Origin of the sequence: Sphingopyxis sp. Root154 (assembly GCF_001427105.1) — a bacterium.
Lineage (GTDB): Bacteria > Pseudomonadota > Alphaproteobacteria > Sphingomonadales > Sphingomonadaceae > Sphingopyxis.
The window spans coordinates 1852849-1873976 of record NZ_LMGI01000002.1 but is presented as its reverse complement, the minus strand read 5'-3'; the positions used below and the strand labels follow the sequence as shown (position 1 = coordinate 1873976).

Genomic DNA, 21128 nt, shown 5'->3' with positions numbered 1-21128 from the left:
GCAAAACGGGGAAGGAAGGTCCGCGATGGTAACGGCGATACGGGGGTCCTGCTTGTGCGGCGAAATCCGTTTTGAAATCAGCGGGAACATCGGACCCGTCGGCCAGTGTCATTGCTCCAAGTGCCGCAAGGTGTCGGGCACGGACGGCAACGCCGTCTTCTATGCGTCGGCCGCCGGTTTCCGCTGGCTGGCGGGTGAGGATTTGATCGAGCGCTTCGCCCTCCCCGATGGCGAGGGCTGGGCGTCGCATTTTTGCCGGCAATGCGGCAGTCCGGCACCATTGAGCGGAAAGGATGGGAAGTTTTTCTTCGTCCCGGCGGGTTTGCTCGACGACGATCCGGGATTCCGCGGCTATGCGGCCCATATCTTCGTTGGATCCAAAGCGCCTTGGGTCTGCATCAGCGATTCCGCGCCGCAATATGAAGCGGGCTTTGATTCGGCACGAGTCGACCGCAGCTAACCCTCGACCCAGCCCGCCGCCAGCTCGGGGTCGGCCGCCACCATCGACCGCCGCATCGCGAGCCGCCCGATGCGCAGCAGTTCGGCCTTACGCCGCGCGGGCGCGAGATTGCAGCTCGCGGCTTCGCGCACCACCGCCGCGCCATAACGGTCGGCAACGATCAGCCCCGATGTTTCGCGGCGATAGCCCTCGGTCTCGAGGATCGCGGGGTCGAGCCCCGACGCGAGCGCCCAGTAGAAGCGGTCGCACCAGTCACAATAGTCGGGCCATTTGCCGTCGCCGTGCAGGTCGGCGCGGCTGACCTTGATCTCGACGATGGTGATCTGGCCCTTGGCGTCGATCGCCGTCAGGTCGGTGCGCCGCCCGTTGGGCAGCGGTACCTCGGGGATCGCGACCAGCCCCGCCTGCGCGAACAGCCGGCATACGCCGCGCGCGACATCCGCGGCGGTGATCATATCCGTCATCGCTTAAAGTCCGTCCTCAGAACGGAACGTCGTCGTCCAGATCGTCGTCGAACGGTGGACGTCCGCCGCCGCCGCTCGAACCGCCGCCAAAGCCGCCGCCGGACGATCCACCCGACGAACCGCCGCCGCCCTGGTTCCAGCCGCCGCCCGAGCCACCGCCCGACGAGCCGCCGCTCCATTCGTCACCGCCGCCGCTGCCGCGCGAGCCACCACCGCCCGACGCGCCGTCGAGCATGGTCAGCGTGCCGCCCATGCCCGCGATCACGATCTCGGTCGTATATTTGTCGTTGCCGTCGCGGTCCTGCCATTTGCGGGTGCGCAGCGAGCCCTCGATGTAAACCTTCGAGCCCTTTTTCAGGAAGCGTTCGACGACGCCGATCAGCCCTTCGCCGTTGATCACGACCTGGTGCCACTCGGTGCGCTCCTTGCGCTCGCCGGTCATCCGGTCCTTCCACTGCTCGGACGTGGCGATGCGGAGATTCGCGACCTTGCCGCCGTTCTGGAACGACTTGATTTCCGGGTCGGCACCGAGGTTGCCGATCAAAATTACCTTGTTGACGCTGCCAGCCATTGCCGCTCCGCTCCGCTAGAAAATGTGGAGGATCAGCCTAGTCCAAAGGCGACGGCTGTCCAGTAAGTGATTCCGGCAGCGGCATAGGCGAGCAGGAACAAATAGCCAACCATGAACATCGGCCATTTCCATCCATTGGTCTCGCGCCGGGTGATCGCGATCGTAGAAATACACTGCGGCGCAAAGACGAACCAGGCGAGGAAAGCGAGCGCGGTGGCAAGGCTCCACTTGCCCTGCAATCGTTCGCCCAGCGACTGCGCCATCGCCTCTTCGTCGTCGCCCGCGTCGATCGCGTTGGCGGTCGCCATCGCCGACACCGCGACCTCGCGCGCCGCCATCGCGGGGATCAGCGCGAGTGCGATGTCATGGTTGAAACCGATCGGTTTGACGACCACCTCCAGCCCGCTCGCGATGCGCCCGGCGACGCTATATTCGACCTGGCTTTCGCCCTCGGGTGCCTGCGGGAAGGTGAGCAACAGCCAGAGGATGACGGTGGTCATCGCAATGATCGTGCCCGCGCGGCGGAGGAAGATCCACGCGCGCTGCCACAGGCCGATCGCGATGTCGCGCAGCCGCGGCATCTGGTAGCGCGGCATTTCCATCATGAAGCCGGCGCCGGCACCCTTTGCCACCGTGCGGCGCAGGATATAGGCGACGACGAGCGCGCCGACGATCCCCGACAGATAGAGACCGAAGAGCACCAGCCCCTGCAGTCCCACCGGCGATCCGCCGATCGTGGTGTTGGGGATGAAGGCGGCGATGATCAGCGCATAGACGGGAAGCCGCGCCGAACAGGTCATCAGCGGCGCGATCAGGATCGTCGTCAGCCGGTCCTTTTCGTCGGGAATCGCGCGCGTCGCCATGATACCGGGGACCGCGCAGGCGAAGCTCGACAGCAGCGGGATGAAACCGCGCCCCGACAATCCGACCTTGCCCATCAGCCCGTCCATCAGGAAGGCGGCGCGCGTCATATAGCCCGATGCTTCGAGGAGCAGGATGAAGAGGAAGAGGATCAGGATCTGCGGCAGGAAGACGACGACCGCGCCGACGCCGGCGAGCAGGCCTTCGACGACCAGCCCGCGCAGGAAATTGTCAGGGAAGGTCGCGACCACCCATTGCTGGACCACGCCGATCCCGCCTTCGAGGAAGTCCGCAGGTGCCTCGGCGGCGGCATAGACCGCCTGGAACATTACGAACATCAGCGCGAGCAGGATGATCATCCCGGCGATCGGATGCAGCACGATATTGTCGACGCGCTGCGTCCAGCGGCGCACCGGCGTTTCGCTGAGAATCGCGGTGCGCGCGATCGTCCGCGCGCGCTGGTGCAGCGATGCGTCGTTGGCCTTGGCGGGCACGGCGACCTCGCCCGCGGCGTGCGACCGGATCGCGCCGTCGACGGCGGCGAGCAGCTCGGCCATCCCGCGTTTGCGCACCGCGACGGTGGGGACGACCGGGACGCCAAGTTCCTTCGACAGGCGTTCGGCGTCGAGCGTCAGCCCGTCGCGTGTCGCGAGATCGACCATGTTGAGCGCGACGACGGTGGGCAGGTTCAGCGCGAGCAATTCGAGCGCGAAGCTGAGATGATTGTCGAGGTTCGCGGCGTCGAGCACGACGATCAGCGCATCGGGGCGCTTTTCGCCGTCCTGCCGGCCGAGCACGACGTCGCGCGTCACCGCTTCGTCGAGGCTCGCGGGGGTCAGGCTGTACGTGCCGGGCAGGTCGATCAGCGAGATCGGGCGGCCGTCGGCAAAGCTCGCATGCCCCGCCTTCCGCTCGACGGTGACGCCGGGGTAGTTGGCGATCTTTTGCCGCGCGCCGGTCAGCGCGTTGAACAGGCTCGATTTGCCGGCGTTGGGATTGCCGACGAGCGCGATCGAGGGAATCGCGCCGGTCATGCGAGGGGCTCGATTTCGATTGCCGCGGCCTGCCGCGCGCGGATGATCACCTTCATGCGTCCGACGGTGAGCGCGAGCGGATCGCGCGAGAAGATGCTGCCGCGGTGGAGCGGGGTGACTTCGCATCCTTCCATCAGGCCGAATTCGCGCAGGCGGCGCCCCTCGTCCTCGGACATCGCGGTCCAGTCGATGCGGGCAATCCGCACCATCACGCCCAGTGGCGCCCGATCCAGCACATTTTCGAGCAAAGCAGTCATTTGCGAGCGATTATCAATAACAATCGCTTCGCGCCAGCCCTTTATCGAAACGCGTCACCGCCCCGGGTAACGCAGCCGCCCGACGAAGCGCGCGAGGCTCGGCCGTTCGATGCTGCGCGCGGCGCGACGGTGCTTCCAGCTTTCGAAACGCATCACCTGATCGATCCGGCGCGCGAGGAAGGCGCGCGTATCGGCCAGATTCTCGCTTTCGTCGTTCAGGAACACCGCCATCGTCGAACCATAGACCGCGCCGAGGATCGCGCGCTTGCTATAGTGATTATAGTCGGTCGCGGTGTCGCCCGCGAGCCGCCACATATGGTCGGCGGCGCGCCAGCCGAGCCTCGCCGCGTGCGGCGCATTGGTCGGCAGCGCGAGCAACGCCAATGCCCGGCGCAGCGATTCGCGGGTTCCGGCCAGCAACTCGATGCGCGTTTCGACCAGCGTCGTGATGCGCTCGCGAATCTTCAGCGTCGCGAGTTTTTCAGCGGGCCAGCGCGCTTCCATCGCCGCGTCGATATCGGCGAACCAGGCGTCGACCATATCGCGCCCGCCGCCGGGAAAGGCGAGGCGCGCGACATCGGGGTCGACCCCGACCCGCGCCGCCGCATCGGCGAGCGCGGCGTCGCCAAAGCCGTCGAACGCCGCCGATGCCGCAATCAGCGGCGCCAGCGCGGCGCGAATCTCGTCGAGGGTCGGGTCGGCGGGAAGGATCGAAGCCATAGCTTCAGATAGGCCGCGCCGCGCGGTTCGGCAACCGGATCAGCACCAGCGCCGCGCCGACCATCATCCCGCCGAAAATGTCGATCGCCGACAGCGTCTCGCCAAACCCGACCCAGCCGGTGAGCGCGGCGAAGGCGGGCTGGATCAGCAGGGTCAGCCCGATCACCAGCGGCGAGAAACGCGGCAGCGACCAGATCATCAGCCCCTGCCCGATAACCTGGCTGACCAATGCGAGCAGGATAAGCGGCGTCCAGTTTTGCGGCATCACCGTTTCGCCGAGCGCGAGCGCGGTGCCGAGCAGGATCGGGACGCATACCGCCGACGCGATGGCGAGCGCGGTCCAAGGCGCGAGCGTATCGCGCACGCGCTGCATCAGGATGACATAGACGGTGTAGAGCACCCCCGCGAGCAGGCTGAGCAGGTCGCCGGCGAGATAGTCGGGTGACAGCTCGTAGCTCTGCCCCATCAACAGCGCCGATCCGGCAAAGGCGAGCAGGATCGCCGCCGCCTGCCAGCCGCGCGGCATTTCGCGGGTCAGGAAGATCGTCCAGAGGACGAGCAGCAGGCTCGCGCAATTGCCGAACAGGGTCGCGTTAGCGACCTTCGTCTGCAGGATGCCGAGGTGCCAGGCGGCGAGGTCGAGCGCGAAGAAGATGCCCGCCGCCGCGGCGATCAGCAGCGCGCGGCGCGGCGGCATCCGCCCGCCGGTCTCGCGCCACGCGAAGATCAGCAGCAACGGCAGCGCGAGCGTTATCCGCCAGAAGGCCGAGGCGGTAGGCCCCACGCCGTCCGCTTCGGCCATCCGCACGAGCATCGCGCCGAGCGAAAGCGCGATATTGCCGCAGAGCAGCGCCGCGAACGCCCAGCGTCCGGCGCCCGCGACCGATTCGCTGTCGATGCTGTCCATCTTCGCTGTCATTTAGATTTTCTTTTGATACTTACCATTGTGCCGGCGCCGCGGCGTCCATAGCTTCGCGGGCCATAGCGGCGACCGGTGGGGTCGTCGCGAAGAAAGTGCGACGTGGAGGAAAGATGACTTTATCCCTGTTCGATCCTATCAAATTGGGTGCCATCGAAGCGCCGAACCGCATCGTCATGGCGCCGCTGACGCGCGGCCGCGCCGGGCCGGGTTTCGTGCCGAACGAACTTGCGCGCGACTATTATCGTCAGCGCGCGTCGGCGGGGCTGATCATTTCCGAAGCCACCGGCATTTCGCAGGAAGGCCTCGGCTGGCCGAGCGCGCCGGGCCTGTGGACCGACGCGCAGATCGAAGGCTGGAAACCGGTGACCGACGCGGTACATGCGGCGGGCGGGCGCATCGTCGCGCAGCTCTGGCATATGGGCCGCGTCGTCCATTCGGTGTTCAACGACGGCAAGCCGCCCGTTTCGGCTTCGGCGACGCAAGCGCCGGGCAAGGCGCACACACCGGCCGGCCGCTTCGAATATGAGGTCGCGCGCCCGCTCGAACTCGCTGAAATCCCGCGCGTGATCGCCGATTATGTCAAGGCGGCCGAAAATGCGAAAAAAGCGGGCTTCGACGGCATACAGCTCCACGGGGCGAATGGCTATCTGATCGACCAGTTTCTGCGCGACGGCAGCAACCTGCGCGACGATGATTATGGCGGTCCGATCGAGAATCGCATCCGTTTGCTCCGCGAAGTCACCGAAGCGCTGATCTCGGTCTGGGGTGCCGACCGCGTGGGCGTGCGCCTGTCGCCCAATGGCGACACGCAGGGCGTCGACGACAGCGCCCCCGAACGGCTGTTCCCGATCGCAGCGGCGGCGCTCGACGCGCTCGGTATTGCCTTCCTCGAACTGCGCGAACCCGGTCCCGACGGCACCTTCGGGCGCACTGACGTTCCGAAGCAGTCGCCGTCGATCCGCGCCGCGTTCAAGGGACCGCTGATCCTCAACAGCGACTATGACGTCGCGCTGGCCGAGGGCGCGCTGGCGAGCGGAATCGCCGACGCGGTCGCGTTCGGCCGCCCCTTCATCGGCAACCCCGATCTGGTCGAGCGCATCCGGAACGGCGCTGAATGGGCGGCCGACAATCCGCAGACCTGGTATTCGCCGGGGCCGGTGGGCTACACCGACTATCCTGCGCTGCAAACGGCGTAAGACGTCCAAGGTCCGGGCGGCTCGTGCCGTCCGGATCATCCCTTTTCGGCGAGCGCCTTGTCGATGATCCCGGCGCCGATCGGCCCGAGAAAATTGCCGCCGAAGCGGAACAGCACGAACGCGCCGACAAAGAGTAGCAATGGCTCGATGAAGCCCACGACGATTGCCGCGATAACGAGCGCGACGAACAGCGTGACGAAGCCGTTACTCAATGCCTGCTGACCCTTGGGCCCCAGCTCGATCGTGCGCGGTCCTTTGGCGTCCCACCATTTGCCCGTAACAATCGTCTTGCTGGTGCTTCCGGCTTGCGGCGCCGGACGGCTCGCGATCTGCGCGGGCTCGGGGTTGGATTTCAGCGCGGGCCGGTCATTCGGCTGCTGATTCTTCCATGGCCGTTTGTTACGCTCGGCAATAGCCGCCGCCACGCGATCTTTGCCGCTATTCGCCGCAGTGCTGGGCGTGGCAAGCTGTTGTGTGGGCGCGGGCCGCGCGCTCAGCCCCGATTCGGTGCGCGCCGCGGCAGACATATCGGGGGCGGCGCCTGTCTTCGCCGCTGTCTTCGCGGGCCGGATCGGTTCGATCCCCATCTTGCGGTCGTGAAGATCCATGCGCTCGGCCGCGCTCAGCGGCGTCTGTCCGGTTTCCTTGTCAATCACCACCAGCCGTCCGCCGCGTTCGACGACGGAAAAACGGCTGGGAGGCGGGCGATCAACCAATGCCGAATTGTTCCTTCAGGGCCAGCATGGCGAGCGCGGCCTTTGCCGCTTCGCCGCCCTTATCCTTGCGCGTCTTGTCGGCGCGCGCAAGCGCCTGTTCTTCATTCTCGACGGTGAGGATGCCGTTGCCGATCGCGAGCCCGTCGAGCGTCAACGCCATGATGCCGCGCGCGCTTTCGTTCGACACGACTTCGAAATGATAGGTCTCGCCGCGGATCACGACGCCGAGCGCGACATAGGCGTCGTAGCGGCCGCTGTCGGCGGCGAGCGAAATCGCCGCGGGCACTTCGAGTGCGCCCGGCACGGTCACCGTGTCATGGCTATGGCCCGCGGTGTCGAGCGCGCTGCGTACGCCGTCGAGCAGCATGTCGTTGAGGTGCGAATAAAAGCGGGCTTCGACGATCAGGACGTGCGCCATCAGGCTTCTCCGGGGATGGGGCGTTCGCCGACGACCGACAGGCCATAGCCTTCGAGCCCGACGATATTGCTGTGGGTGGGGGTGAGCAGTTCCATCGCATGGACGCCGAGGTCGGCGAGAATCTGCGCGCCGATTCCGTAAGTGCGCAGGTCCATGCCGCCGGTCGGGGCCGGGAGAGCATCGGCCTCGGCCGACCCGGGCAGCGGCCGCATCAGCATCACGATGACGCCTGCGCCGGCTTCGCCGATCGCATCCATCGAACGTTGCAGGCGGCGCTTCTTCGGTCCGGGGCGGCCCATGATATCGTCGAAGATCGACACCGGATGCATACGCACCAACGTCACGCCCTCGGGATCGATCGCGCCCTTCTGGAGCACGAGATTGACCGTACCGTCGATCTTGTTGCGATAGGATTTGAGGCGCCATTCGCCGCCATAATCCGATTCGAACGGATCGTCGGACACGCATTCGACCAGCCGGTCGTTGCGGTGGCGATAGGCGATCAGGTCGGCGATCGTGCCGATCTTCAGCCCATGGCGGCGCGCAAAGGGGATGAGGTCGTCCAGCCGCGCCATCGTCCCGTCGTCGTTCATGATTTCGCAGATCACGCCCGAGGGGTTAAGCCCCGCCAGCCGGCTGATGTCGACCGCCGCCTCGGTGTGGCCGGCGCGCACGAGCACGCCGCCGTCGCGCGCGATCAGCGGAAAGATATGACCCGGCGTGACGATGTCGTCGCGCGTCTTGCCGGCGTCGATCGCGACCGAAACGGTGCGCGCGCGGTCGCCCGCCGAAATGCCGGTGGTCACGCCTTCGCGCGCCTCGATTGAGGTGGTGAAGGCGGTTTCGTGCCGCGTGCCGTTGTTGCGGCTCATCAGTTCGAGCCCGAGCTGGTCGACACGCTCGCGGGTCAGCGTCAGGCAGACGAGGCCGCGGCCATGGGTGACCATGAAATTGATCGCATCGGGGGTCGCCATCTGCGCGGGGATGACAAGGTCGCCCTCATTTTCGCGGTCCTCGTCGTCGACGAGGATGAACATGCGGCCGTTGCGCGCCTCGGCGATGATGTCCTCGGGGGTGGCCATCGGCGACAGGTCGCTGCCGTTCGCGAGCCAGTTTTCGAGCTTGCGCAGCGTTTCGGCAGTGGGGTTCCAGCCGGGCGAATCGAGGTCGCGCAGGCTGTTGGCGTGGAGACCCGCGGCACGGGCGAGACCCGAACGGGACATGGTCCCGTCGTCGACGATGGCGCGGATGCGGTCGATGAGCTGTGTAGACATGATCGCCATGTCTCACATCATAATGTGATTGTCAATCCAGATATCACATTACACTGATCAATTAGGCCCGATCTTCGGGCCGAGGTCGCGGATCGGGCCGTCGGGCTTGGCGTCGAGCAGCGCGACAATCTGTCCGGTGCGGTCGTCGCGCTTGGCATAGGCGCGCGCCGACATGCCAGCGACATGGTCAGCCTTGTCGGGGTTGGCACCGTGCTTGACGAGCAGGCGGACCATGGCGACATTCTTCGACTGCACCGCCAGGATCAGTGCGGTTTCGCCGCGCCGGTTGGCCTGGTCGACGGGCGCCTTTTCCTTGAGCAATTCTTCGGCGCCGTCGGTGAAATTGATCAGCGCGGCGTGCATCAGCGGGGTTACGCCCTGGCGATCGCCGATCGAGGGATCGGCGTCCTTGGCGAGCAGGAAGCGCAGCCAGCTGCTGTCGCGGCGTTTGGTGACGATGATCAGCGCCGTTTGGCCCGTGTCGGGATTGCGCGTGTTGATGAAAGACGGATCGTCCTTCAGCGCCTCGGTCGCCTTCGTCCCGTCGCGGCTTTCGACCGCCTGCAAAAAGGCATAGCCGCCGCGGAACTGCGCCTGCGCCGGGCTGAACAAAAGGCCCGTCGCCGCAATCAGTGCAACGAGGAAAGAGGCGAGGCGGAATTCCGCGCGTCGGAACATGTCTGGGCGACCCCTGGGGCAATTTGTCCGCCGCTTACGCGACGACAATGGTTGATTTTCGGCAGCTAGCCGATCAAGGCTGGCCAGATGATGAATATCGCAAATATGGGACAAAGGTTCGTCCGCGCAAGCCTGATGATCGCTTTTGGCGCCTCGCTCGCGGGTTGCAGCGGCGGCGGCGATGCACCACCGGCGAAACCGCCGCTCGAAGGCGCGCGCATCGGCGGCACCTTCACCCTCACCGACCAGAATGGCAAGACCGTCCGCGACAGCGATTTTGCGGGCAAGTATCGCCTGATCTATTTCGGCTACAGCTTCTGCCCCGACATCTGCCCGGTCGACCTGCAAAAGCTGATGCGCGGCCTGTCGCAGTTCGAAAAGGCCGACGCGGCGCGTGGGGCGAGGGTCGCCCCGCTCTTCATCACCGTCGATCCGGCGCGCGACACGCCCGCAGCGCTGAAGCCCTTCGTCGCGCGCTATCATCCGCGCCTGCTTGGTCTCACCGGCACCCCTGAACAGATTGCGGCAGTCGCGAAAGCCTATGTCGTGACGTACAACAAGGTCGAAGGTTCGGCGCCCGACCGCTATCTGATGGCGCACAGCCAGCTTGCTTTCCTGATGGATCCCGCGGGCAAGCCGGTCGCGCTGCTGCCGCTCGACGATCCATCGTCCGACGTCGACGAAGGGGCACCCGATGCGGTCGCCGCCGAGCTGGCGAAGTGGGTCAAGTGACGGCCGGCGGGCGCCCCTTCTGGGAAGCGCCGCTTGCCACTCTCGACGCGGGGCAATGGGAAGCGCTGTGCGACGGGTGCGGCAAATGCTGCCTCCACAAGCTGGAGGATGAGGACACGGGCCGCATCTATCCGACCAATGTCGCGTGCCGCCTGCTCGATCTCAAAACCGCGCGTTGCACCGATTACAAGCATCGCCGCCGCCACGTTCCCGATTGCCTGACGCTGACCAAGGCCAAGGTCGCCGACATCGAATGGTTGCCTCAAACCTGCGCCTATCGCCTGCGCGCCGAAGGCGAGCCGCTGCCCGACTGGCACTATCTCGTCTGCGGGGACCGCGATGCGGTGCACCGCGCACGCGAGTCGATCGTCGGCTGGACGGTCGGCGAGGACATGGCCGGGCCGCTCGAGAATCATCTTGTCGAACGCGTCGTCTGACTTCGCGCCCGACGGGCCCCATATCTGGGTCGGCGACGAAGCCTGGCCCGTGCGCGTCGTGCGGCACGCCCAGTCGCGCCGCTACCGGCTCGTCTTCGACGGCGCGCGCGGCGAGTTGCGGTTGACCGTTCCGCGCCGCACCAACGAACGCGCGGCATTGAAATGGGCCGGCGAACAGCAGGCGTGGCTCGTCGAACAGGCGGGCAAGGCCGCGCTGCCGGTCATCGTCGGTCCCGGCGCCTCGGTGCCCGTTTTTGGTGTCGAGCGCCATATCGACTGGACCGCGACCGCGCCGCGCGCGATCCGTCTCGGCGGCGATAGCCTGCACGTCGGTGGCCCGCTCGAAACCGTCGGTCGACGCATCGAGCGCTGGCTGAAGGGACAGGCGCTGGGCCTGATGGAGCGCGAAAGCCGCGAAATCGCGGCCATCGCGGGCCTGTCGGTCGGCCGCGTGGGCGTCGGCGATCCGCGTAGCCGCTGGGGCAGCTGCACGCACGACGGCGACCTTCGCTATAGCTGGCGGCTCGTCATGGCGCCCGATCATGTCCGGCGTGCGACGGTCGCGCACGAGGTCGCGCACCTTCGGCATATGGACCATGGTCCGGCCTTCCACGCGCTCGTCGACGCGCTGCACGATGGCGATGTCGCCGCGGCGCGCGGTTGGCTGCGCCGCGAAGGGCGCGCGCTCCACCGCTACCGCTTCACGGCCTGAGCGCTAGTCGAAATCGTCCGTCTGCGGCTGTGATCGCGGCACGGGCGCCTTCGCCGGCGGCGGTGCAGTCTTCGGCACCGTCACGATCTTGGGCTGGCCGCTATTCTTGGGCGCCGCGCCATTGTCGGCTGGCGGCCGCCGCCCTGTCTGCTCCTCGATCCATTGCTGGTCGAGCACCGGGCCGTCGTCGGTCGGCGGCGGTGCCGGGTCCACGGCCTCGGGCGGGCGGCTGTCATAGGGCAGCTCGATCGGCATGCCATTCTCGTCGACGAAGCCCTCCTGGCCCGGCTCGCCCATATAGGCCTCGCCTTCGTCCTCGAGCTGCCATTCGGGCAGCACGACTTCGGTGTCGAACTGCTCGACCGGCCGCCGCGCGACCGCGACGCGCATATAATCGGCAAAGGCTTTCGCGGGTGCGCGGCCACCCTGCAGTCCGCCGACGGCCTTCGCATCGTCGCGGCCCATCCACACGCCGGTCGTGATCCCGCTCGAGAAGCCGAGGAACCAGCCGTCCTTGTTGCTCGACGTCGTCCCGGTCTTGCCCGCGACGGGGCGGCCGATCTGCGCCGCCTTGCCCGTCCCGGTGTTAACCGCGGTTTGCAGCAGGTCGGTGATGCCCGCCGCAACCCAATGGTCGACCAGCGTCGTCCCGCGCTCGGCGGGGCGCTGATAGAGCAGCTCGCCGCTCGCGGTCGTCACCTTGGTGATGCCATAGGGCTGCACCGACACGCCGCCGCGCGACACCGCGGCAAAGGCGGCGGTCATGTCGATCACGCGCACCTCGGCGCTGCCGAGCACCATCGAGGGATGCGTATTGACCGGCGTCGTGATGCCGAAACGGCGCGCCATGTTGGCGACCGCCGAAAAACCGACCTCGTCGCCCAGCTTCGCCGCGACGGTGTTGACCGAATAGGCGAAGGCCGAGCGCAGGTCCATCGTGCCCGAAAAACGTCCCGACGAGTTGCGCGGCGACCAGCCGTTGATCGTCACGGGCTCGTCGACGACCGGATCGCTGACCTTATAGCCCGCCTCGAGCGCCGCCATATAGACGAATAGCTTCCACGCCGACCCGGGCTGGCGCAGCGCCTGCGTCGCGCGGTTGTAGTTCGACGACACATAATCCTTGCCGCCGACCATCGCGCGCACCGCGCCGTCGCGGTCGAGAGACACCAGCGCGCCCTGCACATTCTTCGGCGTGTTCGCCTGGATCGACGCGGTCGCCGCGCGCTGCATGCCCAGATCGATGGTCGTATAAACGTCGAGCGCCTCGCTGCCCTCGTCGATCAGCATGTCGAGCTGCGGCAAGGCCCAGTCGCTGAAATAGCGCGCGCTATTCTGTCCGGTTTCCTTGGCGAGCTGGACATTGGCGGGCTCGGCGCTGTCGGCTTGCGCGCGCGTGATGACGCCCGCATCGACCATGACGTCGAGCACGACCCCGGCACGGCCCAGCGCCGCTTGCGCATCGGCGGTCGGCGAATAGCGCGACGGCGCCTTGACCAGGCCCGCGACGACGGCGGCCTCGGACAGGGACATTTCGGTCGCGCTATGGCCGAAGAAACTGTTCGATGCGGCATCGATGCCATAGCTGCCGCCGCCGAAATAGACCTTGTTCAGGTAAAGCTCGAGGATCTGGTCCTTCGAGAATTTCCATTCGAGCGCCATCGCGAGGATCATTTCGCGCGCCTTGCGCTTGAAATCATAGCTGTTCGACAGGAAGATATTGCGCGCGAGCTGCTGCGTGATCGTCGATGCGCCCTGCAGGCGCCGGCCGCTGCCGCGATTTTGCAGCGCGACCGCCGCCGCGCGCGCCATCCCAACGGGGTCGAGCCCCGGATGATAGCGAAAGCGCCGGTCCTCGACCGCGACCATCGCGTCCTGCATCACCTGCGGCGTTTCGCGCAGCGTCAGCCAGCGACCATAATTGGGGCCGAGCGACAGGAAGACGGTGCCGTCGGCGGCGCGGACGCGGATCGTCTGCCCCGCGGGCGATTTCTTGAGCTCCTCGAAGCTCGGCATGCGCTGCACCGCAATCCCGACCGCAACCGCCAGCGCGACGAGGCCGACAACCGCGAGGCCGAGGCCCCAACGAAAGGCGCGGCGCAGCCACACGCGCCAGCGCGGCGGCTCGCCGCCGGGCGTGCCGCTGCGCTTGCTGGACGATGACGATTTATTCGACGAAGCCTGCTGTCTTTCACGGCGCAAAGCCGGTGTTCCTTCCCTCACTGCGCCCCTGATGCGTCAGTCCGGGAAGGAGGTTTCAGCCTTCGCCGGTCTGCGCCTCATCCGGCGAGCGGTCCGCGAAGTCAAGCGCCGCGCTGTTGATGCAATAGCGCAGCCCGGTCGGCCCGGGGCCGTCGGGGAAGACATGGCCGAGATGGCCTTCGCATTTGGCGCAGCGCACTTCGGTGCGGACCATGCCGTGGCTGGTATCGGTCAGTTCGGTCACCGCGCCACCTTCGGCGGGCGCGGTATAGCTTGGCCAGCCCGACCCGCTGTCGAACTTGGTACGGCTGTCGAACAGGGGTTCGCCGCAGCCGGCGCAGCGGTACATGCCGTCGCCCTTGTGATCGGTATATTTGCCGGTGAACGCCCGCTCGGTGCCGCCTTCGCGCAGCACATGATGCGCCATCGGGTCGAGCGTCTTTTCGGTTTTCGGATCGGTCATGGAGGATCTCCTTCGGATGAGCCGTTTGGGGCACCATCGCTGTTGGCTTCAATATCGGCGCGGCGCCTCGCTATCGCAAGGGGGTGTCAGCGTGGCTCGATTCGCGTCGCCTGCGACATCATTCGCACCAACGCCGGAAAAAGTGACGCCATGCCCGTCATGGTTCCTGCCGTGTGCCGATTTTCGCCCATCCGCCAGACGAGATTGGCAAGCGCGAAGGGCCGCGTCATCTTCGCCGCGAGGCGTTTCTGAAATCCGGGCGCCGCGCCGCTGCCTGCGTAATGCCACGCTGCCACCGCCGCCTCGGCGCTCGCGAGCGCGAGTCCCATGCCTTCGCCCGCCAGGCTCGGGATCACCCCCGCCTGGTCGCCGAGCCGGAACAGGCCCGGCGCCGTCTCCGCCGCGCGCCAGCCATAAGGGACGTGCCCGATCGCATCGACGGCGCGCGACCAGTCGGCATGCGCCAGCCGTTCGCCGAGGTGCGGAAGCCGGTCCGCCAGCGCGCGCAGCAGCGCCACCGGATCGCCCCCCGCTTCATCGAGCCGCGACTTGTGGACCGCAAGGCACAGGTTGCCGCTGCCATCCTCCTGCCGCACCAGCCCGGCATAGCCGCGATCGAACAGGTGCAGCTCGACCGCATCGCCGACCAGCCGGTCGAGCGAAGGATGTGCCGGAAGCCGCAAGCGCAACCCCATCGCGGGGTCGGCGCGTTGCCATGCGGCGGGCTCGCGTGGAAAGCCGCGAAAGCCGTGCTTGCCCGCGGCGAGGAAGATGGCTTGCGCCGTCAGGACACGGCCATCGCGCGTCTGCACCGCGCCGCCTTCGAGCGCCGTTGCGTGCACACCACGTTCGAGCCCGGCGCCCGCCGCCACGGCTGCGGCTTGCAGCGCGCTATCGAACCGGCGGCGCGATACCCCCATCGCTTCGCCGGGCAGCGCCGTTTCGCTCTGCCGTTGGCCCGCGAACAGCCGCACGCAGCGGACCGCCTGCCCGTCGAGCGCCGCGCGCTCGATCCCGAGCGTGTCGAGCCGCTGCAATGTCTGCCAACTCAGGAAGCCGCCGCACAGCGCATCGCCCGTCTCTCTCGCGCGTTCGATCAGCAGCGTCTTTGCGCCCGTGCGAGCCAGCCCGATCGCCGCCGCGGACCCGGCAGGTCCGGCCCCGACGACGATAGCATCGGTCACCGGATATGCTCGACGCAGAGGCGATAGGGAAAGCTACGGAAGATGCGGCATTTGTTCGCCGTATCGGGCAGCGCCTCGGCCAGCATCGCCCGCCATTCGGCGCGGCGAAACGCGCGCCCGACCGACAGCTGCCCGTCGCGGCGCACGATCGGGTCGACCCGCGCCAGCGTGGCCAGCAAAGGGAAGCCCGCGAACGGCAGGCGCTGGCGATGCAGGTCGTTGACCAGCCAGCCGCGCGCCGCCTCGCCTTCCATAAAGCGCAGAAATTCGGTGCGCTGCGCGGGCGTCATATGATGCGTGACGAGGCTGGAGAGGATGATGTCCCACCCCTGCCCCGCGAGCGCGCGGTAATCGCCGGTGATCAGCCGCGCCCGCGCACCGAGTCGCATCGCCGCCACCGCCTCGCTCTTGCGATTGAGGTCGACGCCGGCCAGGTCGAGCGCGACCCCGCGCTTCTCGCCCCAGCGCGCGATCCGCGTCAGCATGTCGCCCGCGCCGAACCCGACGTCGAGGATCCGCCAAGGCCGGTCGCCAACGCCGCGCGCGCGAACCCGTTCCAGAAAGCCTAGCGTCGGACGCGGCGCCATCGTTAGGCCGTTGATCCGCGACAGGTCGGCAAGCACGCGGGCATAGCGTTCGGGCGGCAGCTCGGCGGCGTCCATCTCCTCCTCGCGGACGATCGGGACACGGAGGCTGGCGAAGGGGTTCATGACGCGGTGAAGCGGATCGCTTCGGCGGCGAGCCCGGGGCCGAAGGCGATGGCGACGCCCTCCCCCGTCGCGCCGCGCGCCATCATGTCGGCGAGCACGAACAAGATCGTCGCCGACGACATATTGCCAAACCGCGCGAGCACTCCGCGGCTGTCGGCGAGGGTGTCCGGATCGACGCCGAGCGCATGCTCGACCGCGTCGAGTACCGAGCGCCCTCCGGCGTGGACCGCGAGGAGGGGCGGCGGGCCGGCGTCGCCGAACAGTGCGCATTGCACATCGGGCTTGGCTAATGTTTCGCGCAGCCGCCCGGGCACTTCGCCCGACAGCTGCATTTCGAACCCCTTGTCGCCGATGTCCCAGCGGATCAGGTCCGCGCTGTCCTCGAGCGCAAAGCTGCGACCTTCGCCCAGTTCGAGCCCGCCCGGCGCCGCCGACACGATGCCCGCCGCCGCGCCGTCGCTGAATTGCAGCATCATCAGCAGGGGTTCGGCTTCGACGGCGGGCGAGAGGTGCAGGCTCGACAGTTCGACGCTGACCACCAGCACGACGGCGCCGGGCTCTGACCGCACGATATGCCGCGCGGTGCGCAGCGCGGTGACCCCGGCATAACAGCCCATGAAGCCGATCAGCACGCGCTCGACCGTCGCGGGCAGCCCCAGCCGCTGCGCGATGATCTGATCGATCCCGGGCGCGACGAAGCCGGTGCAGCTTGCGACGACGATATGGGTGATGCGCGCCGGCTCGAGCGCGTCGCCGAGCGCCGCGATCGCCTCCATCGCAAGATCGGGCGCATATTCTGCATAGGCCGCCATCCGCGCCGAGGTCGGCGGCAGGCCGGGGACGTCGTAAAATCCGCCCGCGCCGACGGGCGATCCACCGCCGGCGGTCGGTGGCAGCACAGACCAGCGGTGGTCGATCCCTGATCGTGCCGCCATCCGCGCAAAGAGCGCCCGCATGCGCGGGTCGGCGAGGCGCGGCGTCGCCCAGTCGATGAAAGCGGCATGGATATCGTGCCCCGGTACCGCGGTGGCGAGGGCGTTGAGCCGGACGGGCGGAGGGCTGCTCATGGCGCGGGTTTGACCCAAAAGCGCGGCGCTGGCCAGTGGATAAGGTGCTGCGCCATTTTACCTCGGATTAACCATGCTGTGCCAAGGGGAAGATGTGAAACTGCGTCTTTTTCTTGGCTTTGCGCTGGCTTTCGGCCCTACGCCCTTTGCGGCCGCGCAATGCATGCTCTGCGCGCAGGACAAGGCGGCGGGCATCGCGGCGCGCAAGGCCGAGGTGCCGCTGCGCGTCGATGTCGAAACCCGGCTCGACATGGGCCGCGTCGCGGTCGGCGCGATGGGCGGCGAGGTCGAACTCGACCCCGCGTCGGGCGTCCGCCGCGTGCGCGGCGATGTCGTCGACCTCGGCGGTTTCGCGCTGACCGGCACCGTCACCGTGCGCGGCGAGCCCGGAGCCGAGGTGCGTGTCATCCTTCCCGCAAGCATCGATCTCGAAAGCGGCCACGGCCGCACCGCGCGCGTCACCGGCCTCGTCACCGACCTGTCGGCCGCGCCGCGTCTCGGCGCGGACGGCCGGCTTCAGTTCCGCTTCGGTGGCCGGTTGCAGATCGCCGGACTCGACGACGGCGACTATCGCGGGCGGGTCTCGGTGACGGTCGAGTATCAATAGCGCGCTCTATGCGGAACCGATCGGCCGCACCGGCTGGCGAAGAAGCGTCTTGAGTTTTTCGGGTGCGGTCTTGCGCGGATCGCTCAGATAGACCTCGTGATGCCGGCCGGCGAAATCATATCCGCCCGCAGGCATGACGTCGTGGTGCAGCGACGCGAGCAGCGGGCCTTCGTCGTCATAGCTGCCGATGTGCAGCGCCTGCAGACAGAGACCTTCGTCAAGCGTCCCGAGCCGCAGGCTTTCGGGCAGCGCGCCGAGTTTTTCCCGCACTTTGGCCTGGGCCGCGCGCACCATCTCTTCGTCCACCTCGTCGGGTAGCATGATCATCATGGTCCAGTCCCACTCGTCCTTGCGGCGCGCGGTGAAGCTTTCCGGGTCGGGGGCCGACCAAAGCCCCTCCAGCGGCGCCACGACGAAATCGGCGCCCTTGGCCTTGCACGCGAACTTCGCGGCATAGGCGGTCGAATAGAGGCTTTCGACGGCGCGCCCATATTCGGGATTCCTGTTCGGGTCGCCATGCCCGTCGACCATCAGGTAGGAAACGCGCGGCACCGTAACCGGAACGAAGCGCCCGGGGGGAGCGGTGAAGAGTGCCTTGCGGGCCTTTTTCAGGTCCAGCTTTTCCATCGCCATCCGCTATCCTCCCGCTACGCGCGCGACCCGAACAGCGCCGTCCCGACGCGCACATGCGTCGCGCCCAGCATGACCGCAGTCTCATAATCGGCGCTCATCCCCATCGAACGCAAGGGCAGGCAGTGGCGTTCGGCGAGTTCGTCGAGCAGCGCGAAAAAGGGCGCCGGCTCGATCTCGGCCGGAGGGATCGCCATCAGTCCGTCGATCGTCAGCCCGGCGTCCTTCGCTTCGGCCAGCAGCGCGGGCAGGTCGGCGACCGCGCAGCCGCCCTTTTGCTCCTCATCGCCGATATTGACCTGGACGAACAGCTGCGGCTGCTTGCCCGCCTTTTTACAAGCTTTCGCGATCGCCTGCACCAGCGAGCTGCGGTCGAGCGAATGGATCGCGTCGAACAATGCCACAGCTTCCTCGGCCTTGTTCGATTGCAGCTGGCCAATCAGGTGGAGCATGATGTCGGGGGTTTCGGCACGCAGTTCGGGCCATTTCGCCGCGGCTTCCTGCACGCGGTTCTCGCCGAAGTGGCGCTGGCCCGCGGCGATCAGCGGGCGGATTGCCTGCGTGTGGTGCGTCTTCGACACCGCGATCAGGCAGACCTCGTCGGCCCGCCGCTGCGCGCGCTTTGCCGCTCCCGCGATATTCGCATTTATCTCGGCCAGCCGGTCTGCTGCTTCGCTCATCGTCTCGTTTCCATCCCGCGCGTTGCGCGCGCTCGCGACGCGCCTATAGAAAGGGCGATGACCGGGCGCCACCCCCTCCTGCCGAACGCATGGCTGTTCAGCGACGAGCGGACCCTGGTTGGTATCGCCGAACTCGCGGCGCTGCTTCCCCCCGGCAGCGGTATCGTCCTCCGCCACGACAGCCTGGCACCGGCTGCGCGCTGGCGCCTGCTGCGGCGGCTGATGCGCATCGCGCGCACTCGTGCGCTGACCGTGCTGCTCGCGGGACCGCCTGCCACGGCGCGGCGCTGGGGCGCCGACGGCGTCCACCTTCGACAGCGCGACGCAACGCAGGCGGGGCAGGCGCATCGGCTCGGCCTGCTGCTGACGATGCCCGTCCATGATGTGCAGGAAGCGCACCGCGCGTGCAGGGCCGGAGCCGGCGGCGTCTTCATCTCGCCGCTCCATCCGACGCGGTCGCACCCCGGCGCCCCGGTGCTCGGGCGCGCGGCGTGGCTGCGGCTCGCGCGGCTATCGGGCGCACAGCCGATCGCGCTCGGCGGGATGACGGCGGCGCGCGCGCGCGCGCTAAGTCGCGCAAGCGGACTTAGGTCCGGTTGGGCGGCGATCGATGCGTGGGAAAAAATGGAGACGAAGCGCCGGAAGCGTCAGAAGCGGAACGCGGTTCCGACATAGACCGCCTGGCTGTCGCGGCGCGTATCGGTCAGCGGCTCGATGCGGTCGTCGCTCTTGTACCGAACGCCCGCGGTGACGTCGATGTTCTTGGTCAGGCGATAGCTGCTGACGACATCGACGGCCGACGCTTCGCCAGGAGCGGTGACGCGATCGGTTGCCCCGCTTGGGTCGCTTGGGCGGTTGACCATACGCGTGGCGAAGCGCGACTTCTTCTCGTCCTGTTCCGGAGCCTTCGCGACCGGCAGGTTGCGAAGGTCGGTGCCGCGCGGCAGCGTCGGCGTGACGAATTTCTCGAATCCGACCGAGGCGCCCAGATTATAGGCGACCGGGGTGATCGCGATCGGCGCGGTCCGGCCCGCAGCCAGCGCAGAGGTGCGCGTGGCGCTCGACGCGTCGTCGCGGGCACGAATCACGACGGTGATCGCGCGGTTCTTGCGGCCGTCGTCGGGGAGCGCGGGGGTGAAGCTGAAGCTGCCCCGCTGTTCGGCCGACATCTTGTTATAGCGTGCGATCAGCCGCTCATCGCCCGATGCCGGGGTGAACTGGCCAAGCAAGGTTTCCGAAAGCGTGGTATCGCGGATTCGGTCGCTGCTGGACATCGCGGCGAGCGCTGGCGGAAGCGCAAGCGAAACCACCGCCAAAGCGGTGAGGCTTCCCTTCCAAAAATGTCGCGACGTCCGCGCCATTGCTCTGCGACTCCAACCCCAATCGGATTCTTCAAATAGGACTCCCGGCACAACATTGCCAGTGAATCCCGCCAAATTGTTGCAACGATTCCGATTTTTGCCAAAATTGTTGCGCGATCGTCACAGTGCGTTTCGAATCTGACCAGAATCTGAACCGCGGCAAAGCTGAAATTGCCGCGCTTGCCCGATGGCGGCAAGGGCGATAGAGACGCTGGCAATATCGTTCCGCGCGGCCGATTTTCCACGTCGGACGGGCTCAAGAGATAAGGTGTACCCGCATGTCCCAGCTTTCCGTCCTTGCCACGCTCGGTCGCCGTCCGGCCGCGCTCGCGCTGCTCGGGCTCGCGGCGCTCGGTCTTTCGGCCTGCGCGAACAAGGAACGGCCGCGCGCCGATCTCGCCGCCAGCCAGGTGACGACGATCGGGGTGAACAGCTATTTGTGGCGCGCCTCGCTCGATGCGCTGTCGTTCATGCCGCTGCTCCAGGCCGATTCGGCCGGCGGCGTCGTGATCACCGACTGGTATGCGAACCCGGCGAACCCTGGCGAGCGGATGAAGGTGACCGTCTCGATCCTCGACCAGGATCTGCGCGCCGACGCGCTTCGCATCGCCGCATCGCGGCAGGTGGCGCAGGGCGGCTCCTGGGTCGACGCGCCGGTGCAGGCAGCGACGGTACAGAAGCTCGAGGAAATCATCCTCACCCGCGCCCGCGACCTGCGTCGCTCGGCCATCAGGGACTAATCCGGCGGCGCGCCTCGCGCGCCTGCCCACAC

The 21128-nt window shown here is 67.3% G+C and carries 26 protein-coding genes; 8 read left to right on the top strand and 18 right to left on the bottom strand.

Translation table 11 applies throughout. From position 1 onward, the window contains the following. Positions 1 to 25 precede the first annotated feature (25 nt). On the top strand, positions 26 to 460 hold the full coding sequence (locus tag ASD73_RS14450; protein WP_082521556.1) for a GFA family protein: 435 nt from the start codon (positions 26 to 28) through the stop codon (positions 458 to 460). Here the strand turns inward: ASD73_RS14450 and ASD73_RS14445 are convergent. Genes ASD73_RS14445 through ASD73_RS14420 form a run of 6 tightly spaced genes read right to left on the bottom strand, consistent with a single transcriptional unit; the run spans position 457 to position 5286 of the window. Continuing rightward, entirely contained in the window at positions 457 to 924 is a 468-nt protein-coding gene (locus tag ASD73_RS14445; RefSeq protein WP_056373082.1) for an MmcB family DNA repair protein, read from the bottom strand. The genes ASD73_RS14450 and ASD73_RS14445 overlap by 4 nt on opposite strands. Before the next feature lie 16 nt (positions 925 to 940). Next, entirely contained in the window at positions 941 to 1495 is a 555-nt protein-coding gene (ssb, locus tag ASD73_RS14440; protein WP_056373081.1) for a single-stranded DNA-binding protein, read from the bottom strand. A gap of 32 nt (positions 1496 to 1527) precedes the next feature. Beyond that, a complete protein-coding gene (gene feoB, locus ASD73_RS14435) occupies positions 1528 to 3390 on the bottom strand; it encodes a ferrous iron transporter B (protein WP_056373080.1) in 1863 nt (620 codons plus the stop codon). Next, the gene (locus ASD73_RS14430; protein WP_056373079.1) at positions 3387 to 3647 is read right to left on the bottom strand and encodes a FeoA family protein; all 261 of its coding nucleotides are present in this window, start codon (positions 3645 to 3647) and stop codon (positions 3387 to 3389) included. The genes feoB and ASD73_RS14430 overlap by 4 nt, the downstream gene beginning before the upstream one ends. Before the next feature lie 54 nt (positions 3648 to 3701). Continuing rightward, complete coding sequence (locus ASD73_RS14425) at positions 3702 to 4367, bottom strand: COQ9 family protein (protein ID WP_056373078.1); 666 nt, start codon at positions 4365 to 4367, stop codon at positions 3702 to 3704. 4 nt (positions 4368 to 4371) lie between these two features. Next, the gene (locus tag ASD73_RS14420; RefSeq protein WP_235534435.1) at positions 4372 to 5286 is read right to left on the bottom strand and encodes a DMT family transporter; all 915 of its coding nucleotides are present in this window, start codon (positions 5284 to 5286) and stop codon (positions 4372 to 4374) included. A 113-nt stretch (positions 5287 to 5399) separates the two neighbouring features. On the opposite strand from ASD73_RS14420, the gene ASD73_RS14415 reads away from it, so the two are divergent. Then, positions 5400 to 6485: an alkene reductase gene (locus ASD73_RS14415; protein WP_056373076.1), complete on the top strand. Its 1086-nt coding sequence runs from the start codon at positions 5400 to 5402 to the stop codon at positions 6483 to 6485. A 35-nt stretch (positions 6486 to 6520) separates the two neighbouring features. Here the strand turns inward: ASD73_RS14415 and ASD73_RS14410 are convergent, their stop codons facing one another. Genes ASD73_RS14410 through ASD73_RS14395 form a run of 4 tightly spaced genes read right to left on the bottom strand, consistent with a single transcriptional unit; the run spans position 6521 to position 9571 of the window. Further along, the gene (locus ASD73_RS14410) at positions 6521 to 7201 is read right to left on the bottom strand and encodes a hypothetical protein (RefSeq protein WP_056373075.1); all 681 of its coding nucleotides are present in this window, start codon (positions 7199 to 7201) and stop codon (positions 6521 to 6523) included. Further along, a complete protein-coding gene (ribH, locus tag ASD73_RS14405) occupies positions 7194 to 7619 on the bottom strand; it encodes a 6,7-dimethyl-8-ribityllumazine synthase (protein WP_056373074.1) in 426 nt (141 codons plus the stop codon). The genes ASD73_RS14410 and ribH overlap by 8 nt, the downstream gene beginning before the upstream one ends. After that, a complete protein-coding gene (gene ribB, locus ASD73_RS14400) occupies positions 7619 to 8893 on the bottom strand; it encodes a 3,4-dihydroxy-2-butanone-4-phosphate synthase (RefSeq protein ID WP_056373692.1) in 1275 nt (424 codons plus the stop codon). Before ribB ends, ribH begins: the two co-directional genes overlap by 1 nt. Before the next feature lie 57 nt (positions 8894 to 8950). Further along, the gene (locus ASD73_RS14395) at positions 8951 to 9571 is read right to left on the bottom strand and encodes an ankyrin repeat domain-containing protein (protein ID WP_056373073.1); all 621 of its coding nucleotides are present in this window, start codon (positions 9569 to 9571) and stop codon (positions 8951 to 8953) included. An 87-nt stretch (positions 9572 to 9658) separates the two neighbouring features. Between ASD73_RS14395 and ASD73_RS14390 the strand changes: the two genes are divergently transcribed. Genes ASD73_RS14390 through ASD73_RS14380 form a run of 3 tightly spaced genes read left to right on the top strand, consistent with a single transcriptional unit; the run spans position 9659 to position 11452 of the window. After that, positions 9659 to 10303, top strand: coding sequence for an SCO family protein (locus tag ASD73_RS14390; protein ID WP_082521555.1), 645 nt, complete (start codon positions 9659 to 9661; stop codon positions 10301 to 10303). Next, complete coding sequence (locus ASD73_RS14385; protein ID WP_056373072.1) at positions 10300 to 10740, top strand: YcgN family cysteine cluster protein; 441 nt, start codon at positions 10300 to 10302, stop codon at positions 10738 to 10740. Before ASD73_RS14390 ends, ASD73_RS14385 begins: the two co-directional genes overlap by 4 nt. After that, a complete protein-coding gene (locus tag ASD73_RS14380) occupies positions 10721 to 11452 on the top strand; it encodes a M48 family metallopeptidase (protein ID WP_235534432.1) in 732 nt (243 codons plus the stop codon). The genes ASD73_RS14385 and ASD73_RS14380 overlap by 20 nt, the downstream gene beginning before the upstream one ends. A gap of 3 nt (positions 11453 to 11455) precedes the next feature. Here ASD73_RS14380 and ASD73_RS14375 read toward each other — a convergent pair whose 3' ends face one another. The 5 genes from ASD73_RS14375 to ASD73_RS14355 form a co-directional block, all read right to left on the bottom strand. After that, positions 11456 to 13654, bottom strand: coding sequence for a PBP1A family penicillin-binding protein (locus ASD73_RS14375; RefSeq protein ID WP_082521553.1), 2199 nt, complete (start codon positions 13652 to 13654; stop codon positions 11456 to 11458). A gap of 55 nt (positions 13655 to 13709) precedes the next feature. After that, on the bottom strand, positions 13710 to 14117 hold the full coding sequence (gene msrB / locus ASD73_RS14370; protein ID WP_056373070.1) for a peptide-methionine (R)-S-oxide reductase MsrB: 408 nt from the start codon (positions 14115 to 14117) through the stop codon (positions 13710 to 13712). Positions 14118 to 14203: 86 nt separating this feature from the next. After that, positions 14204 to 15301: an NAD(P)/FAD-dependent oxidoreductase gene (locus tag ASD73_RS14365; protein ID WP_156377392.1), complete on the bottom strand. Its 1098-nt coding sequence runs from the start codon at positions 15299 to 15301 to the stop codon at positions 14204 to 14206. After that, positions 15298 to 16011, bottom strand: a complete 714-nt coding sequence (locus tag ASD73_RS14360; RefSeq protein WP_056373068.1) for a methyltransferase domain-containing protein — start codon at positions 16009 to 16011, stop codon at positions 15298 to 15300. The genes ASD73_RS14365 and ASD73_RS14360 overlap by 4 nt, the downstream gene beginning before the upstream one ends. Then, positions 16008 to 17078 carry a type III polyketide synthase gene (locus ASD73_RS14355; RefSeq protein ID WP_056373067.1) on the bottom strand — a complete coding sequence of 357 codons (1071 nt, stop codon included), beginning with the start codon at positions 17076 to 17078 and terminating at the stop codon, positions 16008 to 16010. The genes ASD73_RS14360 and ASD73_RS14355 overlap by 4 nt, the downstream gene beginning before the upstream one ends. A 94-nt stretch (positions 17079 to 17172) precedes the next feature. Between ASD73_RS14355 and ASD73_RS14350 the strand changes: the two genes are divergently transcribed. Continuing rightward, entirely contained in the window at positions 17173 to 17685 is a 513-nt protein-coding gene (locus ASD73_RS14350) for a DUF4402 domain-containing protein (protein ID WP_056373685.1), read from the top strand. Positions 17686 to 17691: 6 nt separating this feature from the next. On the opposite strand, the gene ASD73_RS14345 is transcribed toward ASD73_RS14350, so the two are convergent. After that, complete coding sequence (locus tag ASD73_RS14345) at positions 17692 to 18312, bottom strand: GyrI-like domain-containing protein (protein WP_056373682.1); 621 nt, start codon at positions 18310 to 18312, stop codon at positions 17692 to 17694. Positions 18313 to 18332: 20 nt separating this feature from the next. Further along, a complete protein-coding gene (locus tag ASD73_RS14340; protein ID WP_056373066.1) occupies positions 18333 to 18995 on the bottom strand; it encodes a YggS family pyridoxal phosphate-dependent enzyme in 663 nt (220 codons plus the stop codon). Positions 18996 to 19052: 57 nt separating this feature from the next. On the opposite strand from ASD73_RS14340, the gene ASD73_RS14335 reads away from it, so the two are divergent. Beyond that, positions 19053 to 19670, top strand: a complete 618-nt coding sequence (locus tag ASD73_RS14335; protein ID WP_056373065.1) for a thiamine phosphate synthase — start codon at positions 19053 to 19055, stop codon at positions 19668 to 19670. Here the strand turns inward: ASD73_RS14335 and ASD73_RS14330 are convergent. Beyond that, positions 19643 to 20356, bottom strand: coding sequence for a hypothetical protein (locus ASD73_RS14330; RefSeq protein WP_056373064.1), 714 nt, complete (start codon positions 20354 to 20356; stop codon positions 19643 to 19645). The two genes, ASD73_RS14335 and ASD73_RS14330, sit on opposite strands and share 28 nt — an antisense overlap. 278 nt (positions 20357 to 20634) lie before the next feature. On the opposite strand from ASD73_RS14330, the gene ASD73_RS14325 reads away from it, so the two are divergent. Beyond that, positions 20635 to 21096: a DUF3576 domain-containing protein gene (locus ASD73_RS14325; RefSeq protein ID WP_056373063.1), complete on the top strand. Its 462-nt coding sequence runs from the start codon at positions 20635 to 20637 to the stop codon at positions 21094 to 21096. The last annotated feature ends 32 nt before the right edge of the window (positions 21097 to 21128 follow it).

Coding starts and splice junctions, on each gene's coding strand:
- ASD73_RS14330 (WP_056373064.1), bottom strand. CDS start 20,356: ATGGCGCGGACGTCGCGACATTTTTGGAAGGGAAGCCTCACCGCTTTG.
- ssb (WP_056373081.1), bottom strand. CDS start 1,495: ATGGCTGGCAGCGTCAACAAGGTAATTTTGATCGGCAACCTCGGTGCC.
- ASD73_RS14450 (WP_082521556.1), top strand. CDS start 26: ATGGTAACGGCGATACGGGGGTCCTGCTTGTGCGGCGAAATCCGTTTT.
- ASD73_RS14430 (WP_056373079.1), bottom strand. CDS start 3,647: ATGACTGCTTTGCTCGAAAATGTGCTGGATCGGGCGCCACTGGGCGTG.
- ASD73_RS14345 (WP_056373682.1), bottom strand. CDS start 18,312: ATGGAAAAGCTGGACCTGAAAAAGGCCCGCAAGGCACTCTTCACCGCT.
- ASD73_RS14325 (WP_056373063.1), top strand. CDS start 20,635: ATGTCCCAGCTTTCCGTCCTTGCCACGCTCGGTCGCCGTCCGGCCGCG.
- ASD73_RS14340 (WP_056373066.1), bottom strand. CDS start 18,995: ATGAGCGAAGCAGCAGACCGGCTGGCCGAGATAAATGCGAATATCGCG.
- ASD73_RS14420 (WP_235534435.1), bottom strand. CDS start 5,286: ATGACAGCGAAGATGGACAGCATCGACAGCGAATCGGTCGCGGGCGCC.
- ASD73_RS14390 (WP_082521555.1), top strand. CDS start 9,659: ATGATGAATATCGCAAATATGGGACAAAGGTTCGTCCGCGCAAGCCTG.
- msrB (WP_056373070.1), bottom strand. CDS start 14,117: ATGACCGATCCGAAAACCGAAAAGACGCTCGACCCGATGGCGCATCAT.
- ribH (WP_056373074.1), bottom strand. CDS start 7,619: ATGGCGCACGTCCTGATCGTCGAAGCCCGCTTTTATTCGCACCTCAAC.
- feoB (WP_056373080.1), bottom strand. CDS start 3,390: ATGACCGGCGCGATTCCCTCGATCGCGCTCGTCGGCAATCCCAACGCC.
- ASD73_RS14395 (WP_056373073.1), bottom strand. CDS start 9,571: ATGTTCCGACGCGCGGAATTCCGCCTCGCCTCTTTCCTCGTTGCACTG.
- ASD73_RS14415 (WP_056373076.1), top strand. CDS start 5,400: ATGACTTTATCCCTGTTCGATCCTATCAAATTGGGTGCCATCGAAGCG.
- ASD73_RS14360 (WP_056373068.1), bottom strand. CDS start 16,011: ATGAACCCCTTCGCCAGCCTCCGTGTCCCGATCGTCCGCGAGGAGGAG.
- ASD73_RS14425 (WP_056373078.1), bottom strand. CDS start 4,367: ATGGCTTCGATCCTTCCCGCCGACCCGACCCTCGACGAGATTCGCGCC.
- ribB (WP_056373692.1), bottom strand. CDS start 8,893: ATGTCTACACAGCTCATCGACCGCATCCGCGCCATCGTCGACGACGGG.
- ASD73_RS14445 (WP_056373082.1), bottom strand. CDS start 924: ATGACGGATATGATCACCGCCGCGGATGTCGCGCGCGGCGTATGCCGG.
- ASD73_RS14335 (WP_056373065.1), top strand. CDS start 19,053: ATGACCGGGCGCCACCCCCTCCTGCCGAACGCATGGCTGTTCAGCGAC.
- ASD73_RS14355 (WP_056373067.1), bottom strand. CDS start 17,078: ATGAGCAGCCCTCCGCCCGTCCGGCTCAACGCCCTCGCCACCGCGGTA.